Annotated in this window: 25 protein-coding genes; 22 read left to right on the top strand and 3 right to left on the bottom strand. The window is 57.9% G+C overall.

The window, feature by feature from the left end:
* The first annotated feature begins 2 nt into the window (after window positions 1-2).
* The 5 genes from fliH (at window position 3) to AC07U6_RS11195 (ending at window position 4,880) form a co-directional block, all read left to right on the top strand.
* Entirely contained in the window at window positions 3-716 is a 714-nt protein-coding gene (gene fliH / locus AC07U6_RS11215; protein ID WP_494761893.1) for a flagellar assembly protein FliH, read from the top strand.
* Window positions 713-2,032 carry a flagellar protein export ATPase FliI gene (gene fliI / locus AC07U6_RS11210; protein WP_494761894.1) on the top strand — a complete coding sequence of 440 codons (1,320 nt, stop codon included), beginning with the start codon at window positions 713-715 and terminating at the stop codon, window positions 2,030-2,032. The genes fliH and fliI overlap by 4 nt, the downstream gene beginning before the upstream one ends.
* 65 nt (window positions 2,033-2,097) lie before the next feature.
* Window positions 2,098-2,544 carry a flagellar FliJ family protein gene (locus AC07U6_RS11205; protein ID WP_494761895.1) on the top strand — a complete coding sequence of 149 codons (447 nt, stop codon included), beginning with the start codon at window positions 2,098-2,100 and terminating at the stop codon, window positions 2,542-2,544.
* 6 nt (window positions 2,545-2,550) lie between these two features.
* Window positions 2,551-3,981, top strand: coding sequence for a glycosyltransferase family 2 protein (locus AC07U6_RS11200; RefSeq protein WP_494761896.1), 1,431 nt, complete (start codon window positions 2,551-2,553; stop codon window positions 3,979-3,981).
* Window positions 3,978-4,880 (top strand): hypothetical protein, encoded by a 903-nt coding sequence (locus AC07U6_RS11195; protein ID WP_494761897.1) that lies wholly within the window; start codon window positions 3,978-3,980, stop codon window positions 4,878-4,880. The genes AC07U6_RS11200 and AC07U6_RS11195 overlap by 4 nt, the downstream gene beginning before the upstream one ends.
* A gap of 790 nt (window positions 4,881-5,670) precedes the next feature.
* Here the strand turns inward: AC07U6_RS11195 and flgN are convergent.
* From flgN to flgA, 3 genes are all read right to left on the bottom strand, one after another.
* Window positions 5,671-6,102 carry a flagellar export chaperone FlgN gene (gene flgN, locus AC07U6_RS11190; RefSeq protein WP_494761898.1) on the bottom strand — a complete coding sequence of 144 codons (432 nt, stop codon included), beginning with the start codon at window positions 6,100-6,102 and terminating at the stop codon, window positions 5,671-5,673.
* Complete coding sequence (flgM, locus tag AC07U6_RS11185; protein WP_494761899.1) at window positions 6,099-6,323, bottom strand: flagellar biosynthesis anti-sigma factor FlgM; 225 nt, start codon at window positions 6,321-6,323, stop codon at window positions 6,099-6,101. Before flgM ends, flgN begins: the two co-directional genes overlap by 4 nt.
* 185 nt (window positions 6,324-6,508) lie before the next feature.
* Entirely contained in the window at window positions 6,509-7,252 is a 744-nt protein-coding gene (gene flgA / locus AC07U6_RS11180) for a flagellar basal body P-ring formation chaperone FlgA (RefSeq protein WP_494761900.1), read from the bottom strand.
* Window positions 7,253-7,350: 98 nt separating this feature from the next.
* On the opposite strand from flgA, the gene flgB reads away from it, so the two are divergent.
* From flgB to AC07U6_RS11095, 17 genes are all read left to right on the top strand, one after another.
* Window positions 7,351-7,701, top strand: a complete 351-nt coding sequence (flgB, locus tag AC07U6_RS11175) for a flagellar basal body rod protein FlgB (protein WP_494761901.1) — start codon at window positions 7,351-7,353, stop codon at window positions 7,699-7,701.
* Window positions 7,702-7,703: 2 nt separating this feature from the next.
* The gene (flgC, locus tag AC07U6_RS11170; protein WP_494761902.1) at window positions 7,704-8,129 is read left to right on the top strand and encodes a flagellar basal body rod protein FlgC; all 426 of its coding nucleotides are present in this window, start codon (window positions 7,704-7,706) and stop codon (window positions 8,127-8,129) included.
* Entirely contained in the window at window positions 8,129-8,803 is a 675-nt protein-coding gene (gene flgD / locus AC07U6_RS11165; RefSeq protein ID WP_494761903.1) for a flagellar hook assembly protein FlgD, read from the top strand. The genes flgC and flgD overlap by 1 nt, the downstream gene beginning before the upstream one ends.
* Before the next feature lie 11 nt (window positions 8,804-8,814).
* Window positions 8,815-10,008: a flagellar hook protein FlgE gene (flgE, locus tag AC07U6_RS11160; protein ID WP_494761904.1), complete on the top strand. Its 1,194-nt coding sequence runs from the start codon at window positions 8,815-8,817 to the stop codon at window positions 10,006-10,008.
* A gap of 2 nt (window positions 10,009-10,010) precedes the next feature.
* Window positions 10,011-10,742, top strand: a complete 732-nt coding sequence (locus tag AC07U6_RS11155; protein ID WP_105590945.1) for a flagellar basal body rod protein FlgF — start codon at window positions 10,011-10,013, stop codon at window positions 10,740-10,742.
* Between the two features lie 19 nt (window positions 10,743-10,761).
* On the top strand, window positions 10,762-11,547 hold the full coding sequence (gene flgG / locus AC07U6_RS11150; RefSeq protein WP_494761905.1) for a flagellar basal-body rod protein FlgG: 786 nt from the start codon (window positions 10,762-10,764) through the stop codon (window positions 11,545-11,547).
* 76 nt (window positions 11,548-11,623) lie between these two features.
* Window positions 11,624-12,286 (top strand): flagellar basal body L-ring protein FlgH, encoded by a 663-nt coding sequence (gene flgH, locus AC07U6_RS11145; RefSeq protein ID WP_494761906.1) that lies wholly within the window; start codon window positions 11,624-11,626, stop codon window positions 12,284-12,286.
* 10 nt (window positions 12,287-12,296) lie between these two features.
* A complete protein-coding gene (locus AC07U6_RS11140; protein WP_494761907.1) occupies window positions 12,297-13,400 on the top strand; it encodes a flagellar basal body P-ring protein FlgI in 1,104 nt (367 codons plus the stop codon).
* Window positions 13,400-13,705, top strand: a complete 306-nt coding sequence (locus AC07U6_RS11135; protein WP_494761908.1) for a rod-binding protein — start codon at window positions 13,400-13,402, stop codon at window positions 13,703-13,705. Before AC07U6_RS11140 ends, AC07U6_RS11135 begins: the two co-directional genes overlap by 1 nt.
* A gap of 2 nt (window positions 13,706-13,707) precedes the next feature.
* Complete coding sequence (flgK, locus tag AC07U6_RS11130; RefSeq protein WP_494761909.1) at window positions 13,708-15,078, top strand: flagellar hook-associated protein FlgK; 1,371 nt, start codon at window positions 13,708-13,710, stop codon at window positions 15,076-15,078.
* 16 nt (window positions 15,079-15,094) lie between these two features.
* A complete protein-coding gene (flgL, locus tag AC07U6_RS11125; protein ID WP_494761910.1) occupies window positions 15,095-16,003 on the top strand; it encodes a flagellar hook-associated protein FlgL in 909 nt (302 codons plus the stop codon).
* A 9-nt stretch (window positions 16,004-16,012) separates the two neighbouring features.
* Complete coding sequence (locus AC07U6_RS11120) at window positions 16,013-17,056, top strand: hypothetical protein (protein WP_494761911.1); 1,044 nt, start codon at window positions 16,013-16,015, stop codon at window positions 17,054-17,056.
* A 183-nt stretch (window positions 17,057-17,239) separates the two neighbouring features.
* Window positions 17,240-18,094, top strand: a complete 855-nt coding sequence (locus tag AC07U6_RS11115; RefSeq protein ID WP_494761912.1) for a flagellin N-terminal helical domain-containing protein — start codon at window positions 17,240-17,242, stop codon at window positions 18,092-18,094.
* Between the two features lie 217 nt (window positions 18,095-18,311).
* Complete coding sequence (gene fliD, locus AC07U6_RS11110; RefSeq protein WP_494761913.1) at window positions 18,312-19,628, top strand: flagellar filament capping protein FliD; 1,317 nt, start codon at window positions 18,312-18,314, stop codon at window positions 19,626-19,628.
* A gap of 17 nt (window positions 19,629-19,645) precedes the next feature.
* Window positions 19,646-20,029: a flagellar export chaperone FliS gene (fliS, locus tag AC07U6_RS11105; protein WP_494761914.1), complete on the top strand. Its 384-nt coding sequence runs from the start codon at window positions 19,646-19,648 to the stop codon at window positions 20,027-20,029.
* Complete coding sequence (locus AC07U6_RS11100; protein WP_494761915.1) at window positions 20,029-20,331, top strand: hypothetical protein; 303 nt, start codon at window positions 20,029-20,031, stop codon at window positions 20,329-20,331. The genes fliS and AC07U6_RS11100 overlap by 1 nt, the downstream gene beginning before the upstream one ends.
* A complete protein-coding gene (locus AC07U6_RS11095; RefSeq protein ID WP_494761916.1) occupies window positions 20,331-21,488 on the top strand; it encodes a flagellar hook-length control protein FliK in 1,158 nt (385 codons plus the stop codon). The genes AC07U6_RS11100 and AC07U6_RS11095 overlap by 1 nt, the downstream gene beginning before the upstream one ends.
* The last annotated feature ends 1 nt before the right edge of the window (window position 21,489 follow it).

Here is a 21,489-nt window from a genome sequence, read left to right as displayed (position 1 = left end):
CAATGAGTAAGAAGAACCAACGGGTAAGCAATCCGCGGCCGCGCCTCTATCAGTTCCCGCCGCTGCGCAGGTCATGGCCGCAGGGCGACGGCCAGCTGCTGAACGCGGCGGAATATCAGCAGCAGCTGATGGCCGGTTTCCAGCAGGGGATCAGCGATGGCTTCGGCCAGGGGATGGAGCAGGGTAAAGAGCAGGGCTATCAGGACGGGCTGAATCAGGGCCGTGAAGAGGGGATGCTGCAGGGACGGCAGGACGGTAAGCGCATCGCCCATACCGAATTTATGCTCGCCGCGCGGCCGCTGGACAATCTGATTTCGCAGATGCAGACGCAGCTGAATGAATACGAACAGCGACGCCGCAGCGAGCTGTTACAGCTGGTGGAGAAAGTCACCCGCCAGGTGATCCGCTGCGAGCTGGCACTGCAGCCCACCCAGCTGCTGGCGCTGGTAGAAGAGGCGCTTAGCGCCCTGCCGGAAGCGCCGAAGCGCCTGCGGGTCTTGCTGAATCCGCTGGAGTTTGCCCGCATCAGCGAGAGCGAAGCGGAGAAAGTCAGCGAGTGGGGCCTGACCAGCGATCCGGCCATTGCCGAAGGCGAATGCCGGATTATTACCGAAGCGGCGGAGATGGATGTCGGCTGCGCCCATCGCCTGGAGCAGTGTATGGACGTGCTGTCGCAGAACCTGACGCAGCCGCAGGATGAGCCTGAAGCATCATGATTACCCAGTCGGCCCTGGATAAGGCGCTTAAATCGATAGAAAACATTAACCTGGTCCGCGTGGCGGGCAGGCTGGTGCGTGCTAATGGCCTGCTGCTGGAGTCGCTCGGCTGCCAGCTGGCGGTGGGACAGCGCTGCCAGATTGAAAGCAGCAGCGGCGAGCTGATAGATGCTCAGGCAGTAGGGTTTGACCGCGATGTCACCTACCTGATGCCGTTCAAACAGCCGCAGGGGCTGAGGGCCGGCGCGCGGGTGTTCCCGGCGGAAAAGAACAGCGAGCTGCTGATTGGTGACGGCTGGCTGGGGCGGGTGATTAATGGCGTGGGGGAGCCGATCGACGGACGCGGCAGGCTGGAAGGGGACACGGTACTGCAACAGCAGATCCCGCAGATCCATCCGCTGACCCGTAAAGCGGTGGAGAGCCCGCTGGATGTGGGAGTGAAGGCGATCAACGGGCTGCTGACCATTGGTAAAGGCCAGCGCGTCGGGCTGATGGCCGGCTCCGGCGTGGGTAAAAGCGTGCTGCTGGGAATGATCACCCGTTGCACCAGTGCCGAAGTGGTGGTGGTTGGGCTGATCGGCGAACGCGGACGCGAAGTGAAAGAGTTTATCGAACACGCGTTGCAGGCCGCCGGGATGGCGAAATCGGTGGTGGTGGCGGCTCCGGCGGATGAATCTCCGCTGATGCGCATCAAAGCCACCGAACTGTGCCACGCCATCGCCAGCCACTATCGCGATCGCGGCAAAGACGTGCTGCTGCTGGTGGACTCGCTGACGCGCTACGCCATGGCGCAGCGTGAAATCGCCCTGTCGCTGGGTGAACCCCCGGCAACCAAAGGCTATCCACCTTCGGCATTCGGCATTATCCCGAAGCTGGTGGAAACCGCGGGCAACGCGGAGGGGCAGGGTACGATGACCGCGATCTATACCGTACTGGCCGAAGGTGACGATCAGCAGGACCCGATCGTTGACTGCGCCAGGGCGGTGCTTGACGGCCACATTGTGCTGTCGCGCCAGCTGGCGGAAACCGGCCACTATCCGGCAATTGATATCGGCCAGAGTATCAGCCGCTGTATGAGCCTGGTCACCGCGAAACCCCATCAGCAGGCGGCGCGGGATCTGAAGCAGATGTACGCCGATTATATGGCAATCAAACCGCTGCTGCCGCTCGGCGGCTATGTCGCCGGCGTGGACGCGGCGGCGGATCGCGCGGTGCGCCTGTTCCCGGCGGTGGAAAACTTTTTACGTCAGCAGGTAGACGAATGTAGCACGCTGGAGAGCTGCATCAGCGGACTGGAAAACCTGGTGAAAGCCTGAGTGGGCGCACTGGGCCGCTCAAAGAAAAAATAAACGAAAACAGTTAAGCGCAAGGATATCGCGACATGAGTAAGAAACCTGCCAGCCTCCAGGTACTGGAAAAACTGCATCAGATCCGTCAGCGCGCGGTGGAAGACAGCAGCAGCAAACTCTCGCAGCAGAAACAGCTACAGCAGCGCTACTGCAATAACATCGAGGCGCTACGTATGCTGAGCGACAGCAGCAGCGGCATCGCCTCCGACGCTGCGCAGCTGCATAACCAGGCACGCTTCAAGGCCACGATTCAGCGGGTGATTGACTGGCAGCAGCAGGAGAAAGCGCTGGCGGCCATTGAGCAGGAAGCCACTCAGCGTGAGCTGCTGGAACACGCCAGCCGCGAGATGACCCTTAATGTGGTGATGGAGCAGCAAAAAGTGGCCATCAGACGGGCGCTGGATCGCGACAGGCAAAAACTCACCGATGCTCAGGCGATGCAGAGCTGGATGCGCAGGCATCGTTCCGGAAAAAAGTAAACGTCAATGAAATCTGGTCAAAAAAACATCAATTCCCGGGCAGCCGGGCGGGGAGAATCACTGCCGTTTGTCAGCGTAGTGACCCCAACGTGGAATCGCCGCTCATTTTTGCCCTATCTGCTGTATATGTTTCAGTATCAGGACTATCCCGCTGAACGGCGGGAGCTGGTGATTCTCGACGACTCCGCAACCAGCAATGCCGACCTGATCGAAGGGATGAAAAAGTATGCCACCTCGCCGCAACAGATCCGCTACTACCATTTACCGCAGCGGCTGACCATCGGCGAGAAACGTAATCGGCTCAACGCGCTGGCGCAGGGGGAATACATCATCTGCATGGACGACGATGACTACTATCCGCCGGATAAACTCAGCTACACCATTAGTGAGATGCAGCGCCACCGGGCGACATTCGCCGGCTGCGACAGCATTCCTATCTGGTACAGTCATATCAACCGCATCTATCACAGCCACACCTTTGGGGCGAAGCACGCGCTGAACGGCACCTTTGCCTATCATCGATCGCATCTTAAACGGCATCGCTATGACGACAGCGCGCGGCTGGCGGAAGAGGGGAGTTTTCTCAACGACTTCAGCACGCCGGTGCTGCAGCTGGCCCCGGAGCGCAGCATCCTGTGCATCTCACATAATGCCAACACCTTTGATAAAGATTTTGTGATGAGTAGCGGCGAGCGCGACGACCGGCAACTGATGGATTACGTCACCGATCCACACCTGAAGCGCTTTTATCAACGGCTGCGGCAGGCGCCGATACGTACGCAGATCGACTGGTCATTTTTCGACAGAGTGATAGTCAGCACCTGCCCGAAGCAGCCAGAGCGGCTGACAGGCTACATCAGCGAGCTGGTGGCGCAGGGCGTGCAGTCGCAGCAGATCGAGGTGCTCTACCCCGTTCCGGGGGAGCCGCTGGCGGCGAGCCATTTACGGGCAGCTGAGCTGGCCCGCCGCGCGGGCTGGGGCAACTATCTGCTGCTGGACGACCGTACCTGTTTTGTCCGTCAGGAAAAAACCGTTAACAGCCTTAACCAACTGCTGGCCGCCTGCCGCGCGCTGCACTGGGACGTGCTGCTGCTGGGCTGCGAGCTGGAAAGAGGCCAGCCGCTGAAGGCGCTACCGGCGGCGATTCGTGTCACCTGCGCTTCCCGACCGGTGGCCTATGCGGTTAATCAGCCGCGATATAACGACTTTATCGTCATGCTGGAAGCCAGCCTCGAACAGCAGCGGGCAGCACCGGAGGATCTGAGCCTTCAGCAGAACCTGCAGTGGCAGCGGCTGTGTGAGAGCGGGCGCTGGTTTGCACTCTATCCCAGCTATATCTATCAGGACAGCGACGAATCCGGTCGGCCGCTGGCCCATCATTTTTTCCATAAACTGAATACTTTACGCGGTGCAGACAGCGCCGGGGAGCCAACGTGAATTCGACAGAAAGTTATACCCCTGAATATGTTTTACGCCTGCGGCAGTTTGCCGTGGCCTGTGATTGTCCCGGCTGCCAGCAGCAGCAGCCATGGCAGATAACCCAGCGCTGGCAGGATCAGATCCGTCACAGCGCACGGCCCGGCTGCGATCGCGCAGCGGAGGAGATTTTGTGCCGGGAAGATGCCTTTGTGTTGCACAGTGAGATGTCGGCGCAGCCGGAAGCCGCAGCGCTCGATCCGCGCCAGCAGGCGATGAACCAGGCTGCGATCAATCTGGCGATTGCCAGCGATGCACCGCCGGAACTGATCCTCTACGCGCTGGCTGTGCTGATTGGGAAAAGCCGCCAGCTGGCGGAGCCGCAGCAGATTGCCGCATTTGGCGACGAGCTGGTGGCGATGTTGCAGCAGGGCGCGATGGCGCAGGCGTTTGCGCAGCTGCCTCCGGTGGATACCTATAAGCTTGCCGAGCTTCAGGCATTAAGCCGCAGGGATCTGGATGCCAGCCTCGATTCGCTGACCGGAATAACGCTGATGCTGAAGCTGAACGAAATCAATGTGATGACCCCGCGCTATTTGCAGGAGACGCTGAGCGATCTGGAAAATGATGGTGAGCTGGCGGCGTTTATGCAGTTGCACCGCAGCATTTTTATCAATGTTTTGCTGTATGCTTTTTATCACCATGTTTTTCCGGGGGCGGATGAGCAGGCCTGGGAGCAGGAGTTCAACCGTCTGTGCCAGCAATTTTTTAGTGTGAAAATGCTCTGCGCGCTGTTTATTCAAAGCTATCTGGTGCTGGATGATGAGACGATCGCTGCGCTGTTTGCTGCCTGGCATCGTTCTGAGGAAGTCAGGGACGGTGACAATCCGCTGTTGGCGGGGATTTCGTTATTGAGGTAGCTTTAGCCTGCAAGTTCGGTGCGTTACGCTGGCTGGTTGTGTCTCCGTTCGGGTGGTCCTCGCGCCGCTTCGTGGTGCCCTCACTGTGTTCGTCAGCCTGACGGACTGTCACAGGCGAGTAACTGTTTCGTGTTTATTGCGGAATCGGTGGCTGGCGCTGGCTGGTTGTGCCCCCGATCGGGCGGTCCTCGCGCCGCTTCGCGGTGCCCTCACTGTGTTCGTCAGCCTGTCGGACCGTCACAGACGCGCGTCCTGCGCGGCTGTGCCTTTCGCCCACGTCCATGTGGGCGAATCCTGGCTTCCTCGCTGCGTTCAGCGCTGCGGATTGCCCGATCGGGGGCACAGCCAGCCTGCTTTCTGACGTTCGTGTTGCCTGAAAATAAAAGAGTGTCCCTGCTGGTGAATCTGTTTTCAGTTTCCGTCAACGCTGTTGATTATCCGGTCGATGAAGCAACTATTTTGTTCATGAGGCTTCGAGCTTCATATAAAAGCCAGAAGTGAATAACGCTTAGGGAACGACAAATCCTCCAGGTACTGGAAGGCGTTTTTGACCAGAAAGTTGTTGTCCTAATCAGTAGGCAGGTTTTGCAGAAAAACAGATTGCTTTTTTGTAGAGGAAAAACAGCGAGCACAATGCTTCGAGGGGATCGCCGGGTAGCCCCCCACGCCGATCCCCAAACACTATGGTACCAGCAGCCAGCAACAAACATTTCAACAGGAAAATTAGCAGGTAGCCCCCACACGCCGAACCCCGGTGCACCATGATGCCAGCAACCAGCACTCCCCAAATTTACCGGGAATAAAGGAAATCCTGCGGATCGTTATGCAACAGCGCGCCTAACATCTCCTGCTGGCTGCTCAACAACAAACCGTTGTGCTGATTCAACTGCTGGCAGCGCTGCGCCTGCTGCTCAAGCTGATTCCACCACCCGGTGGCCCGCTCACGCAGCGCGGTGGGCAGACGGGAAAACAGCGCCAGCAGCCCGCGACCGTCCGGCGACAGTGAGAAACCGACCAGCGTCTCAGCACGGCGGCGCGCGCTGGCCTGTAGCAGCGGATAAACCGCCATCAGATCGTCACCAATCTCCTCGCTGCGTGCAGCATGACAGGCAAGCATTGCCTCGCGCTGCTGCTCCAGCAAAGCCAGCAGCCGCTGATAGCGATCGGTATCCTGCTGCAAATCGTGCAGCAGCGCCTTTACGCGTTCGGTCTGGTTACTCATCGGCGGTAATAATCCATCATGGTTTGTGCAAGTGATGCCGGGTCGGTATCCAGCGCGCCCTTGCTGATGGCCGCCTTCATCTCTGCCACGCGCTGGCTGTCCACTTCAGGCATGCCGCGCAGCGCCTGCTGGGCCTGACTGATCGGCGTAGCTGAAACGGAGGGGGCCGCAGCAGAGGTTTTCACATTCTCTGTGGCCGGGCTTTTTATGGTGTTTTGCATGGCGCTGCCTGGGACTAAGAGATTAGAGGTAATTTTCATCGCTGGTTACAACCCAAATTCGTTTAAATATCGTCTACTTTCCAATAGCGACCCGCTGGGGAAGAACTTAAATCAGTGATGAAATAATTTCCGCATGATATCCGCCGGACAGTGCCAAAGCGGAAGTTTTCCTTCCGCCTGGCCAATTACTGCGAAGGTGCCAACAGCATATGCACCACGCCAGGCCCTTCCACCACGGCGCTGACGGTACGCTGGCTGGTCAGATTTTTCACCTTGATCACGTCGCCCTTGCGGCCTTTCTTCATCGCCTCGCCAATCATCTTCGCCTGCACGCCGTCCTGTTCGGCCAGCATCACCACGCGCTGGCCGCGTTCCACCATTACCGGCTGTTCCAGCAGGGAAGGGGAAATCGGCTGCATATCGCGAATGCGTTTCTTCACCGTCAGACCGATGGCGTCGTCAGGGTTAACGATAATGCCGTCGCGCAGCCCGGTAATGTTCTTCTTTTTCATCTCCACGTCGCTGGCCGCCAGCAGCTTGCCGCGTTCCAGGGTGTTCTTCGCCACCAGAATCGGCAGGTAAATATCGGGTTTAACCGTGACGTTAATTTCCCAGCCGTTCGCTCCCTCACAGCGAATATCGTAGCGCAGTCGTGATAAATCAGGGCGATCGCTGACCGGCATGGCCACGCTCAGCGGGCGGGAACAGCGCGCAAAGCGGCTGGCTTCCGTAGGGATAAAAACGTTGATTTTGGTTTGATAGCCCTGCCATTTTTTCAGCGTGGCCACGCGTTTGATATCCGCATCGGCGCTGGCCACGGCCTGGTTGTAGATCTGCTTGCGGGCGGTTTGCGGTTCGGGGGCGGCAGCGGAAAAGAAGGTCACTCCCCACAGTGCCAGGCAGAGGAAAGAGGCCTTCCCCTTTGTCATCGGATTATTCATATAAACCTCGAAAAATCAATCAATTAAAAAGTTGGCACGCTTGTTGCTATAAAGCGTGTGAATCATTGTTTAACTGAGGTTTTAACGTGGGAATAAGTTTTGACAAGGCATTGAGCATTCATCCAGCCGCACTACAGCTTCGACTTTCCCGAGCAGAGCTGTTGTCGGCCAACCTGGCTAATGTCGATACCCCAAACTTTCAGGCTAAAGATATTGATTTTGCCTCCGAGATGCAACGTTATCAGAGCAAAATTTCGTTAGGTTCTTCTCATGTGGTGAAATATCGCGTGCCTTATCAACCCTCTACGGATGGCAACACCGTTGCCCTTGACGTGGAGCAGGCCGAATTCGCGAAGAACCAGCTGGATTATCAGACCAGCCTGCAGTTTTTGAATTCGAAACTAATTGGCCTCAAACAGGCCATTGAAGGGAAATAACCATGTCATTTAACGACATTTATCGCGTGTCAGGTTCAGCGATGACGGCGCAGACGGTACGCCTGAACACCATCGCCAGCAACCTGGCGAATGCGGAGTCCCCGGCGGCCAGCGAGGAAGCGACGTATAAAGCGCGCCGCCCGGTTTTTGCGGCGGTCTATCAGCGCAGCCAGCTAATGGACACTTCGGCCATGCCGGGAGCCCGCGTACAGGTGCTGGACGTGGTGGAAACCGGTTCGGCGATCCGCCGCTATGAACCGGGCAACCCGTTGGCAAACGCCGACGGCCAGGTGTTCTACCCGGATATCAACACGGTAGAAGAGATGGCCGACATGATGTCGGCATCGCGTAATTTTGAAACCAACGTTGAGGTATTGAACAGCGTGAAAAGCATGCAGCAGAGCCTGCTGAGACTGGGAGAAGCCTGATGAGCGTGCGTAATGTAGAGAGTGGCTATCACAGCGACGACATCAATGCGCCACGCGCGCCGACGGGTAACGGCGGCAACGATCTCAACGATATGTTTATGAAGCTGCTGGTAGCGCAGATCCAGAATCAGGACCCGCTGAATCCCACCGACGGCACGGAATATGTCGGCCAGCTGGCGCAGATGACCCAGGTGCAGTCGATGCAGAATATGACCGGCATGATGCAAACCGCCACCACGCTGGTGGATAACCTGCAGGTGCTGGCGATCGGTAATCTGGCCGGTCAGACGGTGATGGTGCGTTCCGACAAAACCAATCTGGACGGACAGCCGATTGATGGCCGCCTGACGTTGGATCACCCGTCCAGCAACGTGACCGTGCATATCAAAGACGCTGCAGGAAATGAAACCACGCTCGAGCTGGGCAAACAGGAAAAAGGCCTGGTGGAGTTCAGCATCGATCCGAATGAACTGGGCCTTGAGAAAGGCGAATACACCCTGTCGGTGGTGACGGATGAGGGGGGCGTAAAAGTGCCGATCGAGATTGCCGGCACCGTTAACAGCGTGCGCATTGGGCCGGACGGCTCGGCGCTGCTCAATATACCAGGCCTGGGCGAAATTCCCTTCTTCAATATCAGTCAGTTTGGCGGCCAGTCCGCGACTGCCAAAGCGTAAGGATTTTAGTGATGAGTTTTAATATTGCCACCTCCGGGTTAAATGCGATTACCCAGCAGATGAATGCCATCAGCAACAATATCGCCAACAGCGGTACGACCGGCTATAAGTCAATGCGCGCTGAGTTCTCCGCGCTGTATGCCGGCAGCGCCCCGCTGGGCGTGGGTGTCAGCAGCCTGTCGCAGAGCATCTCCACCGGCGGAGGCATTTCCGGCACCGGGCGCAACCTTGACCTGGCGATCAACGGTAACGGCTTCTTTGTCGTCCGCGATACCAACGGCAGCACCAGCTACACCCGTGCCGGCTACTTCGGTACCGATAACGACGGCTATCTGGTTAACAATATGGGCAGCAAGCTACAGGGCTACCCGGTCAACGCCGAAGGTAAATTGCAAAGCGGCACCATTGGCGATCTGCAAATCAACGCCAGCGGCCTGCCGGCCAAAAGCTCATCGACGCTGGATTTTGTGGCCAATCTGGACGCGCGCGCCGAGGCAAAACCGGACGATCCGGCCTTCGATCCGGATAATAATGACACCTTTAATAACAGCTACACCTCGCAGGTTTACGACTCGCTGGGCCGCGAGCACACCCTGACGCAGTACTTCGTCAAAAACGACGAAAACAAGTGGACGGCTTACTACGTGGTAGATGGTGATAAGGCCAATGCTACCTCTTCCTCTCTGGAGTTTGATACCAACGGCCTGCTGACTAACCCGACCGGCCCGGTCAATGTCACCGCGCCGGCGGCCGGCGCTAACGATCTGAATATCAACATCAACTACGGCGGCGGCAGCCAGTACGGTTCTGATTTCTCGGTCAGCAAAAATAAGGCCGACGGCTATAAATCGGGCGAGAAGACCGGTCAGCAGATCGATGAAGACGGTATGGTCTATGCCACCTTCAGCAACGGCCAGCGTTTACTGCAGGGGCAGATGGTGCTGGCGAACTTCACCAATCCCGACGGCCTGCAGGCCACCGACGGCACCACCTGGCAGCAGACTAACGCGTCCGGCGCGCCGCTGCTGGGCACGCCGAAGTCGGGCATGTACGGCACCATCAAATCCGCCGCGCTGGAGTCATCCAACGTCGATCTGACCGCCGAACTGGTGGGGCTGATGTCGGCACAGCGTAACTATCAGGCGAATACCAAAGTCATCTCGACCAACGATCAGATGATGAACGCCCTGTTCCAGGCGCTGTAATTATGGATCGCCTTATTTATACCGCGGTCAGCGGTGCCAATCGTAGTCTGAACCAGCAGATGATCCACGCCAACAACCTGGCCAATGCCAATACCGAAGGCTTCCGTGCCGATCTGGAACGGGCCAACAGTCAGCAGGTGGCGGGTTACGGCTACAACAGTCGCTACCAGGTCAACAGCGCCAACGGCGGCATCAATATGGCCAACGGCGCGCTGAAAGAAACCGGCCGCGAGCTGGATATTGGTATTCGCGGCGACGGACTTATCGCCCTGCGCGAGGGGCGTCGTGAGGTGTATACCCGCAATGGCCATATCGACATTGATGAAATGGGCAATCTGTCAGTCAACGGTAAACCCCTGCTGGGTGAAGCCGGCCCGATCCAGCTGCCGCCGTTTTCCGAAGTGGCGATTGGCGATGACGGTACGATCTCAGTGATCCCCGAGAGCGGCGATCTGGACGCGGCGATGGACGTGGATCGCATCAAGCTGGTGGATGTTCCCGCCAACCGCCTGCGTAAAAACGATGACGGTCTGCTGGTCAGTACCCGCCGAACCGAACCGCGCAGCGAAAGCGTGCAGGTTGCCAGTGAACATCTGGAAACCAGCAACGTCTCGGCAATTAACGAAATGGTGGCCACGGTATCGCTCAGCCGTCAGTTCGAAGCACAAATCAAAATGATGAAAGCGGCTGAAACGCTGGCGCAGGCGGGCAACCGGCTGATCCGTGGCAGCTAATCAAGAAGGAACGACAGTTATGAATCCCGCATTATGGGTCAGTAAAACCGGGCTGGCGGCGCAGGACGCCAAGATGGGCGCCATCTCCAACAACCTGGCTAACGTCAACACCACCGGCTTTAAGCGCGATCGCGTGGTCTTTGAAGATCTGTTCTATCAGACCCAGCGCGCGCCGGGCGTGGCGCTGGATCAGAACAACAACACCCCCGGCGGCATCCAGTTCGGTAGTGGGGTGAAGATCCTCGGCACCGAGAAATCGTTTACTACCGGCTCCATTCAGGTGACCTCGAAAGAGCTGGACGTGGCGATTACCGGCCAGGGCTTTTTCCAGGTGGAAACGGCGGACGGTGATATCGCCTACACCCGCGCAGGGAACCTGCGCGTCAATGCCGACGGCGTGCTGACCAACGCTCAGGGGCTGCCGCTGATACCGGGCATCGAGCTGCCGCAGGGCACCAGGAGCATCGGCATTGCCAAAGACGGCACGGTAACGGCGCAGGTCGGCGGCGAAAGCGAGCCGGCCGAGCTGGGGCAGATCACGCTGGTGAACTTTATCAACCCGGCCGGACTGGAAGCGACGGGCGGTAACCTTTACCGCGAAACCACCGCCAGCGGCGAAGCCTTCGAAGGTGTGCCGGGTGAAGAGGCGTTTGGTGAACTGGAGCAGGGTGCACTGGAAGGTTCCAATGTGCAGGTGGTGGAAGAGATGGTCGATATGATCACCGTACAGCGTGCCTATGAGATGAACGCAAAAATGGTCTCAGCCGCTGACGACATGCTGAAGTTCCTTAACCAGCAGGTGTAACCCGTAATCATCCGGCGCGGAAAGTCGCTTTCCGCCCGGCATAAGCAGAACAAAATCCGTATTGACAGGAAATAACATGAACAAGAACCTGCTGCTGGCCACCATCGTGCTGCTGAGCGGCTGCGAAAGTTCGCCCTATCTGGTGCAGAAAGATGACGCCGAGTTTGCACCGCCGTCAGATTTCAGTCAGCCCGCCGCCACCGTGCGCGGCGGCGGACTTTATCAGAGTAGCTATAACTGGTCGCTGACTCAGGATCGCCGTGCCTATCGCGTGGGCGACATTTTGACCCTGCTGTTGGACGAGTCCACCCAGTCGAGCAAGCAGGCGAAAACCAACTTCGGCAAAAAGAACAATGTGGAGCTGGGTGCGCCCTCCGTGGCTGGTAAAACGCTGGATAAGCTGAGCGGTTCGCTCTCCGGCAATCGCAATTTCAACGGCAACGCCACCTCTGCTCAGCAAAACATGTTGCGCGGATCGATAACCGTGGCGGTGCATCAGGTATTACCCAACGGCGTGCTGGTGGTGCGCGGTGAAAAATGGCTGACGCTGAACCAGGGGGATGAGTATATGCGAGTCTCTGGCCTGGTGCGTTCCGAAGATATCAGCCGCGATAACACCGTTTCCTCACAGCGTATCGCCAACGCGCGCATCTCCTATGCTGGTCGCGGTGCGCTGAGCGACGCGAACTCCGCCGGATGGCTGACGCGCTTCTTCAATCACCCGCTGTTCCCGATTTAAGGTTTTGATTATGTTTCGTTATTTATTACCTCTGCTGCTCACCGGCCTGTTTGGCGCGGCAACACCGCTTCTGGCGCAGCCGCTCAGCCAGCTGGTCGATGTGCAGGGCATTCGCGGCAACCAACTGGTGGGCTACAGCCTGGTGGTCGGGCTGGACGGCACCGGCGATCGCAACCAGGTGAAGTTCACTAACCAGTCGGTGACCAATATGCTGCGTCAGTTCGGCGTACAGATGCCGGCGAAAATTGACCCGAAGGTGAAAAACGTGGCCGCCGTGGCGCTGAGCGCCACGCTGCCGCCGATGTACGCACGCGGCCAGACCATTAACGTCACCGTCTCATCGATGGGCGATGCCAAAAGCCTGCGCGGCGGCACGCTGCTGCTGACCCAGCTGCGCGGCGCCGATGGTGAAGTCTATGCGCTGGCGCAGGGCAACGTAGTGGTGGGCGGCGTAAAAGCCAGCGGCGACAGCGGCTCCAGTATCACTATTAATACGCCGACCGTCGGCACCGTGCCCAATGGCGCAACGGTGGAGCGCGAAATCCCCAGTGATTTCGTTGAGAGCAACGAGGTTTATCTTAACCTCAAGCGTCCGAGCTTTAAAACCGCCAACAATATTGCCGTCGCTCTGAATCAGCGTTTCGGCAGCGGCACTGCTCAGGCCAAAAGCGCCACCAATGTCTCGGTCAGTGCGCCGAAAGAGGCCAGCGCGCGGGTGGCCTTTATGTCGATGCTGGAGGAGGTCCAGATCGACGCCGGTAAACAGCCTGCCCGCGTAGTATTCAACGCCCGTACCGGCACAGTGGTGATGGGCGAAGGCATTGTGGTACGTGCGGCGGCGGTGTCACACGGTTCACTGACCGTCACTATCAGCGAGTCAAAAAACGTCAGTCAGCCCGGCGCGCTTAGCGGCGGCAGAACGGCGGTAACGCCGGAAAGTGATATCGGCGTCAGTCGCGGTAAGGGACAGATGGTGATGGTTCCGGCGGGCACCAGCCTGCGCAGCATCGTGAATACGATTAACAGCCTGGGCGCATCACCGGATGACACCATCGCGATTTTGCAGGCGCTGCATGAAGCCGGGGCGCTGGACGCAGAACTGGTGGTGATCTGATGGTGAATGCAATCAGCACGCCGCTGCCGCCGGGCGCGGGCGATTTTACCGCACGGGTGAAGCCGAAAAATCTTGAAGAGGCTGCCGGAGAATTCGAAGCGATGTTTCTGCGCCAGATGCTGCAGGAGATGCGTAAAAGCGTGGATGCTCTCACCGGAGAAAACAGTCTGTTCAACAGTCGTGAAGCCCGCACGCTGCGCGATTTCTATGACGATGCGCTGGCGCAGGAGCTGGCCAGCCAGCGCACAACCGGTATTGCCGGGCTGTTAATTCAGCAGCTTTCAGACAACATCACTACGAGGTAACGATGAACTCTCTATTCAATATTGGTTACAGCGGGATGAGGGCGGCACAAACTCAGCTTAATGTCTCTGCGCTGAACACCGCCAACCTCGCCACGCCGGGCTACACCCGCCAGCGGGTTGAGCAGATGGCGATAGGTCCAATGGGCCAGTCGCGCTTTGACAGCGGCAGCGGCGTGGAAGTGACCAGCATTCGCCGCATGGCCGATCCGTTTCTGACCGGCCAGGTGTGGCGGGCGACCAGCGGTGGCAACTTTTATGCCACCTCGCAGAACTACCTTAGCCAGATGGAAACCATGATCGGTTCCGAAACCTCCGGGCTGGGCGACGGGCTGGATAATCTGTTCGGTGCCTTAAGCGGTGCGACGGAAAGGCCGGAAAGCCAGGCAATGCGTCAGGACGTGCTGTCCAATGCACAGCTGCTGGCGACCCGTTTTAATAAGCTGCAGGAGTTTATCAACAAGCAGCACAGTGATATCCGCAGCCAGCAGCAGAGCAGCATCGGTAGCATCAACACGCTGAGCGGTAATATTGCCGACTACAACAAGAAAATCACCGAGTCCGAAGCGCTGGGCGGTGATACCAGCATTTTACGCGACCAGCGCGATGAGATCGTGAAACAGCTGAGCAGCTTCGTTGACGTGCGTGTCAATGAAACCAGCGACGGTAGCTACACCGTAGCGCTGAACAGCGGGCAGCCGTTAGTCAGCGGCAGCACGGCGGGTAAGCTGGAGATGAAACAAAGCAATGGTAGTCACAGCCTGTCGCTGGCGTTTTCCAATACCACTTTCCCGGTCGAGATGGCCTGCGGCGGCGCGCTGGGCGGTCTGCACCACTATGAAACTGAAACGCTGGCCGGGATGGAAAACTCGGTGCAGGGGATGGCGCAGTCGCTGGCCGAGGCGTTTAACAGCCAGCTTGTGGCAGGGTTTGACCGCAACGGCAATCCCGGCAAACCGCTCTTCAGCTTCGATCTGGCTAATCAGAACGGCATGCTGCAGCTGACCGACATCAGCTGGGATGAGCTGGCGTTCTCAAGCCTGCCGGACGCTGACGGTAACAACGATAACCTGAAAAAGCTGATTGAAATCGGCAATATGGCGATGGATATCCCGGGGATGGGAGAGACGACATTATCCAACGCCAGCGCCACGCTGGTCGGTACTGTTGCGACAAAAAGCCGGGACAATCAGGCAGCGCTGGAGGCGGCGTCCTCACTGTTAACCCAAACGGAAAACGATCGCAGTAACTACAGCAGCGTGCTGGAAGACGAGGAAGCGATCAATCTGATCGTTTACACCAAAGCCTATCAGTCCAACATGAAAGTGATTTCAACCGGCGATCGGATCTTCAGCGATCTGCTGGCACTGTTCTGATTCAGAGGGAGCGATTATGCGTATCAGCAGTCAGAGTTTTTCCAACAGCATCATGCTGAATTTTAACCGCAACAACGGCAAGCTGTTTGCCGTGCAGAACAAGATCAGTTTGCAAACGCGCATTCTGAAGCCGTCCGACGATCCGATCGCCAGTTCTCAGCTGACCAGGCTGCGCCGGGAGCAGTCAGCAATTAACCAGTATCAGACCAATATTCAGCGTCTATCGGGGAATCTGGCCACCCAGGAGAGCAGCATCAAGGGCTGCGAGCAGCAACTGCTGGCGATGAAAGATAAGCTCCAGGAGGCGATGGGCGGTACGCTGTCGGTGGAGGAAATCAGCGCCTACGGCAAAGAGCTGGAATCGATGCTGGAAGCCACCGTCACCCTGGTGAATACGCGCGACGAGGACGGTCGCTACCTCTATTCCGGTACCAAAACCGGCCAGCAGCCGATGGTATTTGATGAAGAGAGTAAAACCTGGTCTTATCAGGGCAACGATGACACCGCCAGCACGCTGGTTTCCAGCGGACAGGAAATCCAGGTCACCACGGCACTGGCCGCGGCTTTCGGTGACGATCTTGCCACGCTGAATAGCCTGCAGCAGGTGGTGACGAAAATGCAGGACGGCACGCTGGCTCCTGTGGACTACTTCGGGGATATGCAGGCGGCATTTAACGCTATTGAGGAGACGCACGGCAAGGTCGGCGCACTGTATACCGAGCTGGGTGGTCGGCAGAACCGGCTGAGTCTGCTGAAGGATATCCACGAAGACAATAACGTGGTGACCGATACGGTGATGAGAAGCCTGACGCAGCTGGATATGTATGAGGCGAGCATTGAACTGAGCAGCCTGTACAACGCCACGGTCGGCGCGCAGAAAAGCTACACTAAAATCCAACAGCTTTCGCTGTTCTCACTGATTTAAGACAGCCACATGATCCAGGTAAATCCTCGTTCCGGGGCAGCAGCCCCGACAACGCTCAGCACCGCTGCCGCCGCCGGGAAAGCCGAGCTTACAACCCGTTCATCGGCGGCAGCGGCCGTCAGTCCGGTTGCTCAGTCCGCGCAGAAAGCGGCGGCAGCGGCGTATCCCGATCGTCCGTTAATCTCCTCGGAACCGCTGCGCTATAACGTGCAGCTTAACCAGCAGCTTACCGCCGTGCAGCAGGCGGACGGCTTCCTGCTGGAGACCGAAAAACAGCTGCTGCAGCTTAACCACCTGATTGCCCGGCGCGGCGCGGCGGGTGAGGTGGTGAAGCAGGCGGAGAACCTGCAACAGCTGCTGGCAAAGCGTGAATCGCTTTCCGGCGGCACGATCGATCGCCAGCTTCAGCTCAGCCTGCAAAGCCAGCCAACGGTCAATTTCAGCCTGCAGGACGGCGCGGCGCTGCTGCATGATGAACGCCCGGAAGTGCTGACATTTTCCCTCGCGGGTCGCCAGCGCGCCATCAGCGCGGCGGAGCTGGACGGCAGCTCGCCGCAGCAAAACCTGCTACGGCTGAATCAGGCGCTGGGTAAGTGGGGTATTCATGGCCAGCTCAGCGGCGGCCAGCTGAATTTTGAAGTGGGCGAGCAGCGCTGGCCGGAGGTCAGCCAGCATCTCAGCGTGCAGGGCAGCGGTGAACGCTATCCGCAGGGACAGTTTTACCCGTTGAAGCCGCAGGTGGAAAGCGGGCTGGAGGAGACGTTGCAGCAGCTGGTGCGTGCACCCGGCAGCGGCAGTGCGCTGCTCGGCAGTTTTGAGCAGTCGCTGGAAACCGTCACCCGCCAGCGCCGTACGCTACAGGGAATTCGCGGTCGGGTTCAGCAACGGATTGACAGTATGGCAACCTTCAGCGGTCCGTCTTCGGCGTTGCGGGCGGCGGAAGACGTTGCCGCCCAGCTGCGCAAGACTGGTTTTAGCGGCGTATCACAGGCGCTGGCGGGCCAGGCCAACGTGCAGGGCGCGCGGGTTCGTAACGTACTGGCGGCGGCCTGATCCTGTTTCGGGGCCGTCACTGGCCCCGGCGGGATCGACAACATCATGTTTTTACTGAAATAAGCTAATGATTTCGACTTTTTTCAATTATTTTTCCTCTCACGCTTAATTATCCCCGCAGGCCTGCCGCTTATCTCTAGTACTGGAAACGGAATCACGGTGATTCCTCGAGGAGAAAAAATAATGGCACTTTCTATTTTCACCAACGCCGCCTCAATGAGCTCGACCAACGCAATGAACAAAGCCACCGGCAGCCTGAACGTTGCGATGCAGCGCCTGGGCACCGGCAAGCGCATCAACTCAGCGGCCGATGACGCAGCGGGCCTGCAAATCGCAACCCGTCTGCAGGCGCAGTCAAACGGTATGGGCGTGGCCAAGCAGAACATCGCCAAAGCAACTGCGATGATGCAGACCGCAGAAGGTGCATTTGATGAAGTGAACAACATCCTGTACCGCATGAAAGATCTGGCTACCCAGGCTGCGGATGACACCAACAGCAGTGACGACCGTGCGGCGATCACCTCTGAATTCGGTGAGCTGAACTCAGAGCTGGAAAACATCATGAGCAACACCTCTTATGGCACCGAGAAACTGCTCTCTTCCATAAGCGGTAGCGTTTCCGGCAAGATGGCCCAGGAAATGCAGTTCCAGATTGGTTCCAGCACCGACGAAACGCTGAAAGTGAACTTCGGTGCAGATATGACCAAAGTGACCGATTCACTGAAAACGCTGCTCAGTTCTGACCTGAGCTCGGCAACCGGTGGTAACACGGCAATTAACGAACTGAACACCGCCATTAAAGAAGTGGGTTCAATGCGTTCTTCTCTGGGTGCCAACATTAACCGTCTGGGCCACACTGCGGCTAACCTGGCCAACATGCAGGACAACACCAACGTTAACCTGGGCATCATTCGTGATGCGGACTTCGCAACCGAAGCCACGAATATGACGCGTAACCAGATGCTGACGCAGTCAAGCCAGGCGATGCTGAAGCAGGCTAACGGCATGAGCCAGATGGTTCTGGGCATGCTGGGTTAATCCCCTTTCTGATTATCAAAAACACCGCTCACGTAGCGGTGTTTTTGTTTCCTCTGGCGGAAATTCTTTACCGCTTTTTGCGGAAATAATATTTCCTTCCTTTAATTTAACATTATGAAAAATAACAACTTTAAAAATTGGCACACGATTTGCTATTAACTGCGTATAAACACGATTTCATTGACGTCAGTCGCAGAGCTGGCGAAGAGAGGCAACTATGAGTTGGCTAGACAGTTTCGATCCGCAAACTATCTCCCAGCAGCTGGCGATGGCCAGCATCAGCGCGCAGCAGTCGCAGCTGAAAAATCAGCAGAACCGGGTTTCAGAGCAGCAGAAAGCGCTGACCACGCTGAAGACCGCGCTTACCGATTTTCAGTCGGCGCTGAAAGGGCTTGCCGTGAGCGGCAGCAGCGGCGGCATGGTGAAAAACAGCGCCACTGCCAGTCAGGAAGGGTACGTCTCGCTCAGTGCCAGCAGCAGCGCAAAAAAAGGGCTGTACAACATCAACGTCAAAGAGACGGCCAGTGCCGATCAGAAAGCGTTCGAAAGCCTGACCGATGCGGATATCGCCGCCGCCAGCGGCAACCTGAAAATCAGCATTGGCGAGAAAGAGATCGATATTGATATGTCCTCCGTCAGCAACCTGGCGGAACTGCGCGACAAAATCAACGTGGACAGCGGCAACTCGGGCGCAACGGCGTCGCTGGTGAAGCAGAACGGCAAGAACATTCTGATGATCAGCAGCGATAAAACCGGGGCTGACAACGCCGTCACCCTGACCGCCGACGATGCCGCGCTGCACGGTCAGCTGACCACTCAGGCCACGCAGATTTCAACGGCGAAGGATGCGGTGATCACCATGGGCGACGGCGCGATGACCTTCACCAGCAGCACCAATACCTTTAAGGACACCATTCCCGGGGTAGAGCTGACGGTGATCCGCAAAACCGCCGACGATGAGCCGCTGATTATCAACGTTGATAACGATGCGGCCGGTACCCGCGAACAGGCCAATACCTTTGTTGATGCCTACAACAAGCTGCGTAAGCAGCTGGACGAGCTGACCAAAAGCGGCAACAGCGACGGAACCGTGGCACGTGGCGCCCTGGCCGGGGATTCCGGGATCAACGCGCTGGAAAGCAAGCTGAATTCCCTGCTGCGCACCGAATTCAACGGCGCGAAGCTGGCGGATTTCGGCATCACCCCGGACAAATCAGGCCAGCTGAAGCTGGACGGCAAGCAGTTCGAAGAGGCGCTGAAAGAGAAACCGGATGCGTTCAATGCCCTGTTCGACGGCAACAGCGGCCTGCTGAAACGGGTAGAAAAAGAGGCGCTGGATACCTTTCTTAGCGGTACCAAAGGCACGCTGAAGCAACGCCAGGAAAGTCTGGACCGCAAAAGCGAACAGCTGAGCCGCAAGGACGCGCAGATCCAGACACGCTACGAGACCACCTTCAATCGTTACGTGAAGGAATTCACCAATATGAAAACCATCATCGCGCAAATGAACCAGACGATGGGGCAATTCTTCTAGGAGTTTGACAGACAGTTATGTACGGAAATTCTAACGACTTTTCGCAGTATCAGGATGCCGATCTGGCGATCCGCACCGCCGCCGCCACCCCGCATCAGCTGGTGGTGATGCTGTTCAGCGGTCTGATGGATGAGCTGACTCGCGCTAAAGGCCATATCCAGGCACGTCGCTTTGAGCGCAAGGCGGAGAGCATCAACAAATGCATCGATATTCTCAACGCATTAACCAGCGCCCTCGACTACGAGCGCGGTGGCGAACTGGCCCTGCGTCTGGCCGGGCTTTACGACTACTGCGTGTACCGCCTGTATGACGCCAGCCACCACCTTTCCGTAGAGCAGATAGCCGAGGTGGAGACCATTCTGCGCAATATCCAGGAAGGCTGGGAAGGGATGGGGGCGTGATGGATCAGCGCATTCTTCAACTGGGGCAGGCGCTGGAACAGGCGGCGGCTGACGAAAGCTGGGATGAGATCCGCCGCATTGACGCGCGGATTAGCCAGCTACTGGTCGCGATTCGTGAACAGGGATTGCAGGATGCGCTGCGTGGCGATCTGGATCAGCTTCGCCGCAGCCACCTGCGGGTAGCCAAAACCTGCCGTGAACAGCATGACCTGCTGCAAATGAAAATTCAGCAGTTTCAGCAAAACCAGGAACGGCTGCAGGCCTATGCGCTGTTCTCGGAAAGCCATGAGGAGAATGAATAATGTCAACGATCTCTGCCTCTGCGGGCGCATCAATGCTGGCCGGCACGCCGTTGACCGGCATCGCGCCACAGCCTGCTACTTCAGCCCTGCCAGGCCGGTCGCTGGCAGGGAGCCTGCCGCCGATGGCCATGCCGTCGTTCCAGCCGCAGGGGGAGATCGCCGTGCCGCCGGCTGATGAGGAGACCCAGGCCGCCGACAGCGATCCCCAGCAGCTGCTGGATCTGCTGCTGGCGGCTTCGGTTGGGCAGACTCCGGAAGAGGCAGCGGCTCTCTCTGTGCGTGTTGCGGCAGCCGTTTCGCCACACGACGGCGGCGATATTTCAGCGCTGAACCCACAGGCGGAGAGCGCCGAACTGCTGAGAAACAGCCTGCTGGCTGCAGGCAGCCCGTTAAGCGGTGTGCCGCAGACGGAAATGAAAGTGTCGTCGTTGCCAGGGGAGGCCCCGGTGACGCCACTCGCGGCGGCGGGCCGCGGCGCCATGACGGCGATGCCGGCATTCGTCATGCAGTCCTCGGCGGTGCAAACCGCAGGCTCAGAAGCGGATACGGCGGAGTTTGCCATGCATAACACACCGAAAAAGCTGGTAACGCCGGCCGATGCGCTGCTGGTCAGTCAATCAGTGCAACAGATGCTGCGTGTAAATCGCGAGCCTTCCGTAGCGGAAAGCACGCTGCTACCTACTGCTCCACCGCTGGTCAATACGCTGCTGAAAGGGGAGGTAAACGGCGCAAAACTGCCGACTATCACTTTACCGGCCGCCCCCGAGCAGCAGGCGGAAGCGCTGCAAAAGGCGCTGGCTGAACGGCTGGAAATGCAGATCGACAGGCGCGTTCAGAAGGCGACGATCCGCCTCGATCCCCCTAACCTGGGGAAGATGGATATTTCGATCCATTTCGAGTCGGGAAAACTGCTGGTTCAGATTCAGGCAGCACAGCCTGAAGTTACTCGCTTACTGCAGCAGGTCAGCCATGAAATGCGCGCCAGTCTCAGTGAGCAGAACAACGTTCAGGTGAACGTACAGGTGTCGACCCAGAGCGGTGATAGCCGCCATCAACATCGACACCGCGATCGGCCGGAAACGGCGATTGCAAATAATAACGAAGAGGTGACCCCGCAGCAGCATGGCACCGACGGCACAATACTGACAATGGTTTAAT

The organism is Erwinia sp. GW821-FHT03D09, assembly GCF_059420805.1.
This window is presented reverse-complemented; position numbering and strand designations above follow the sequence as displayed.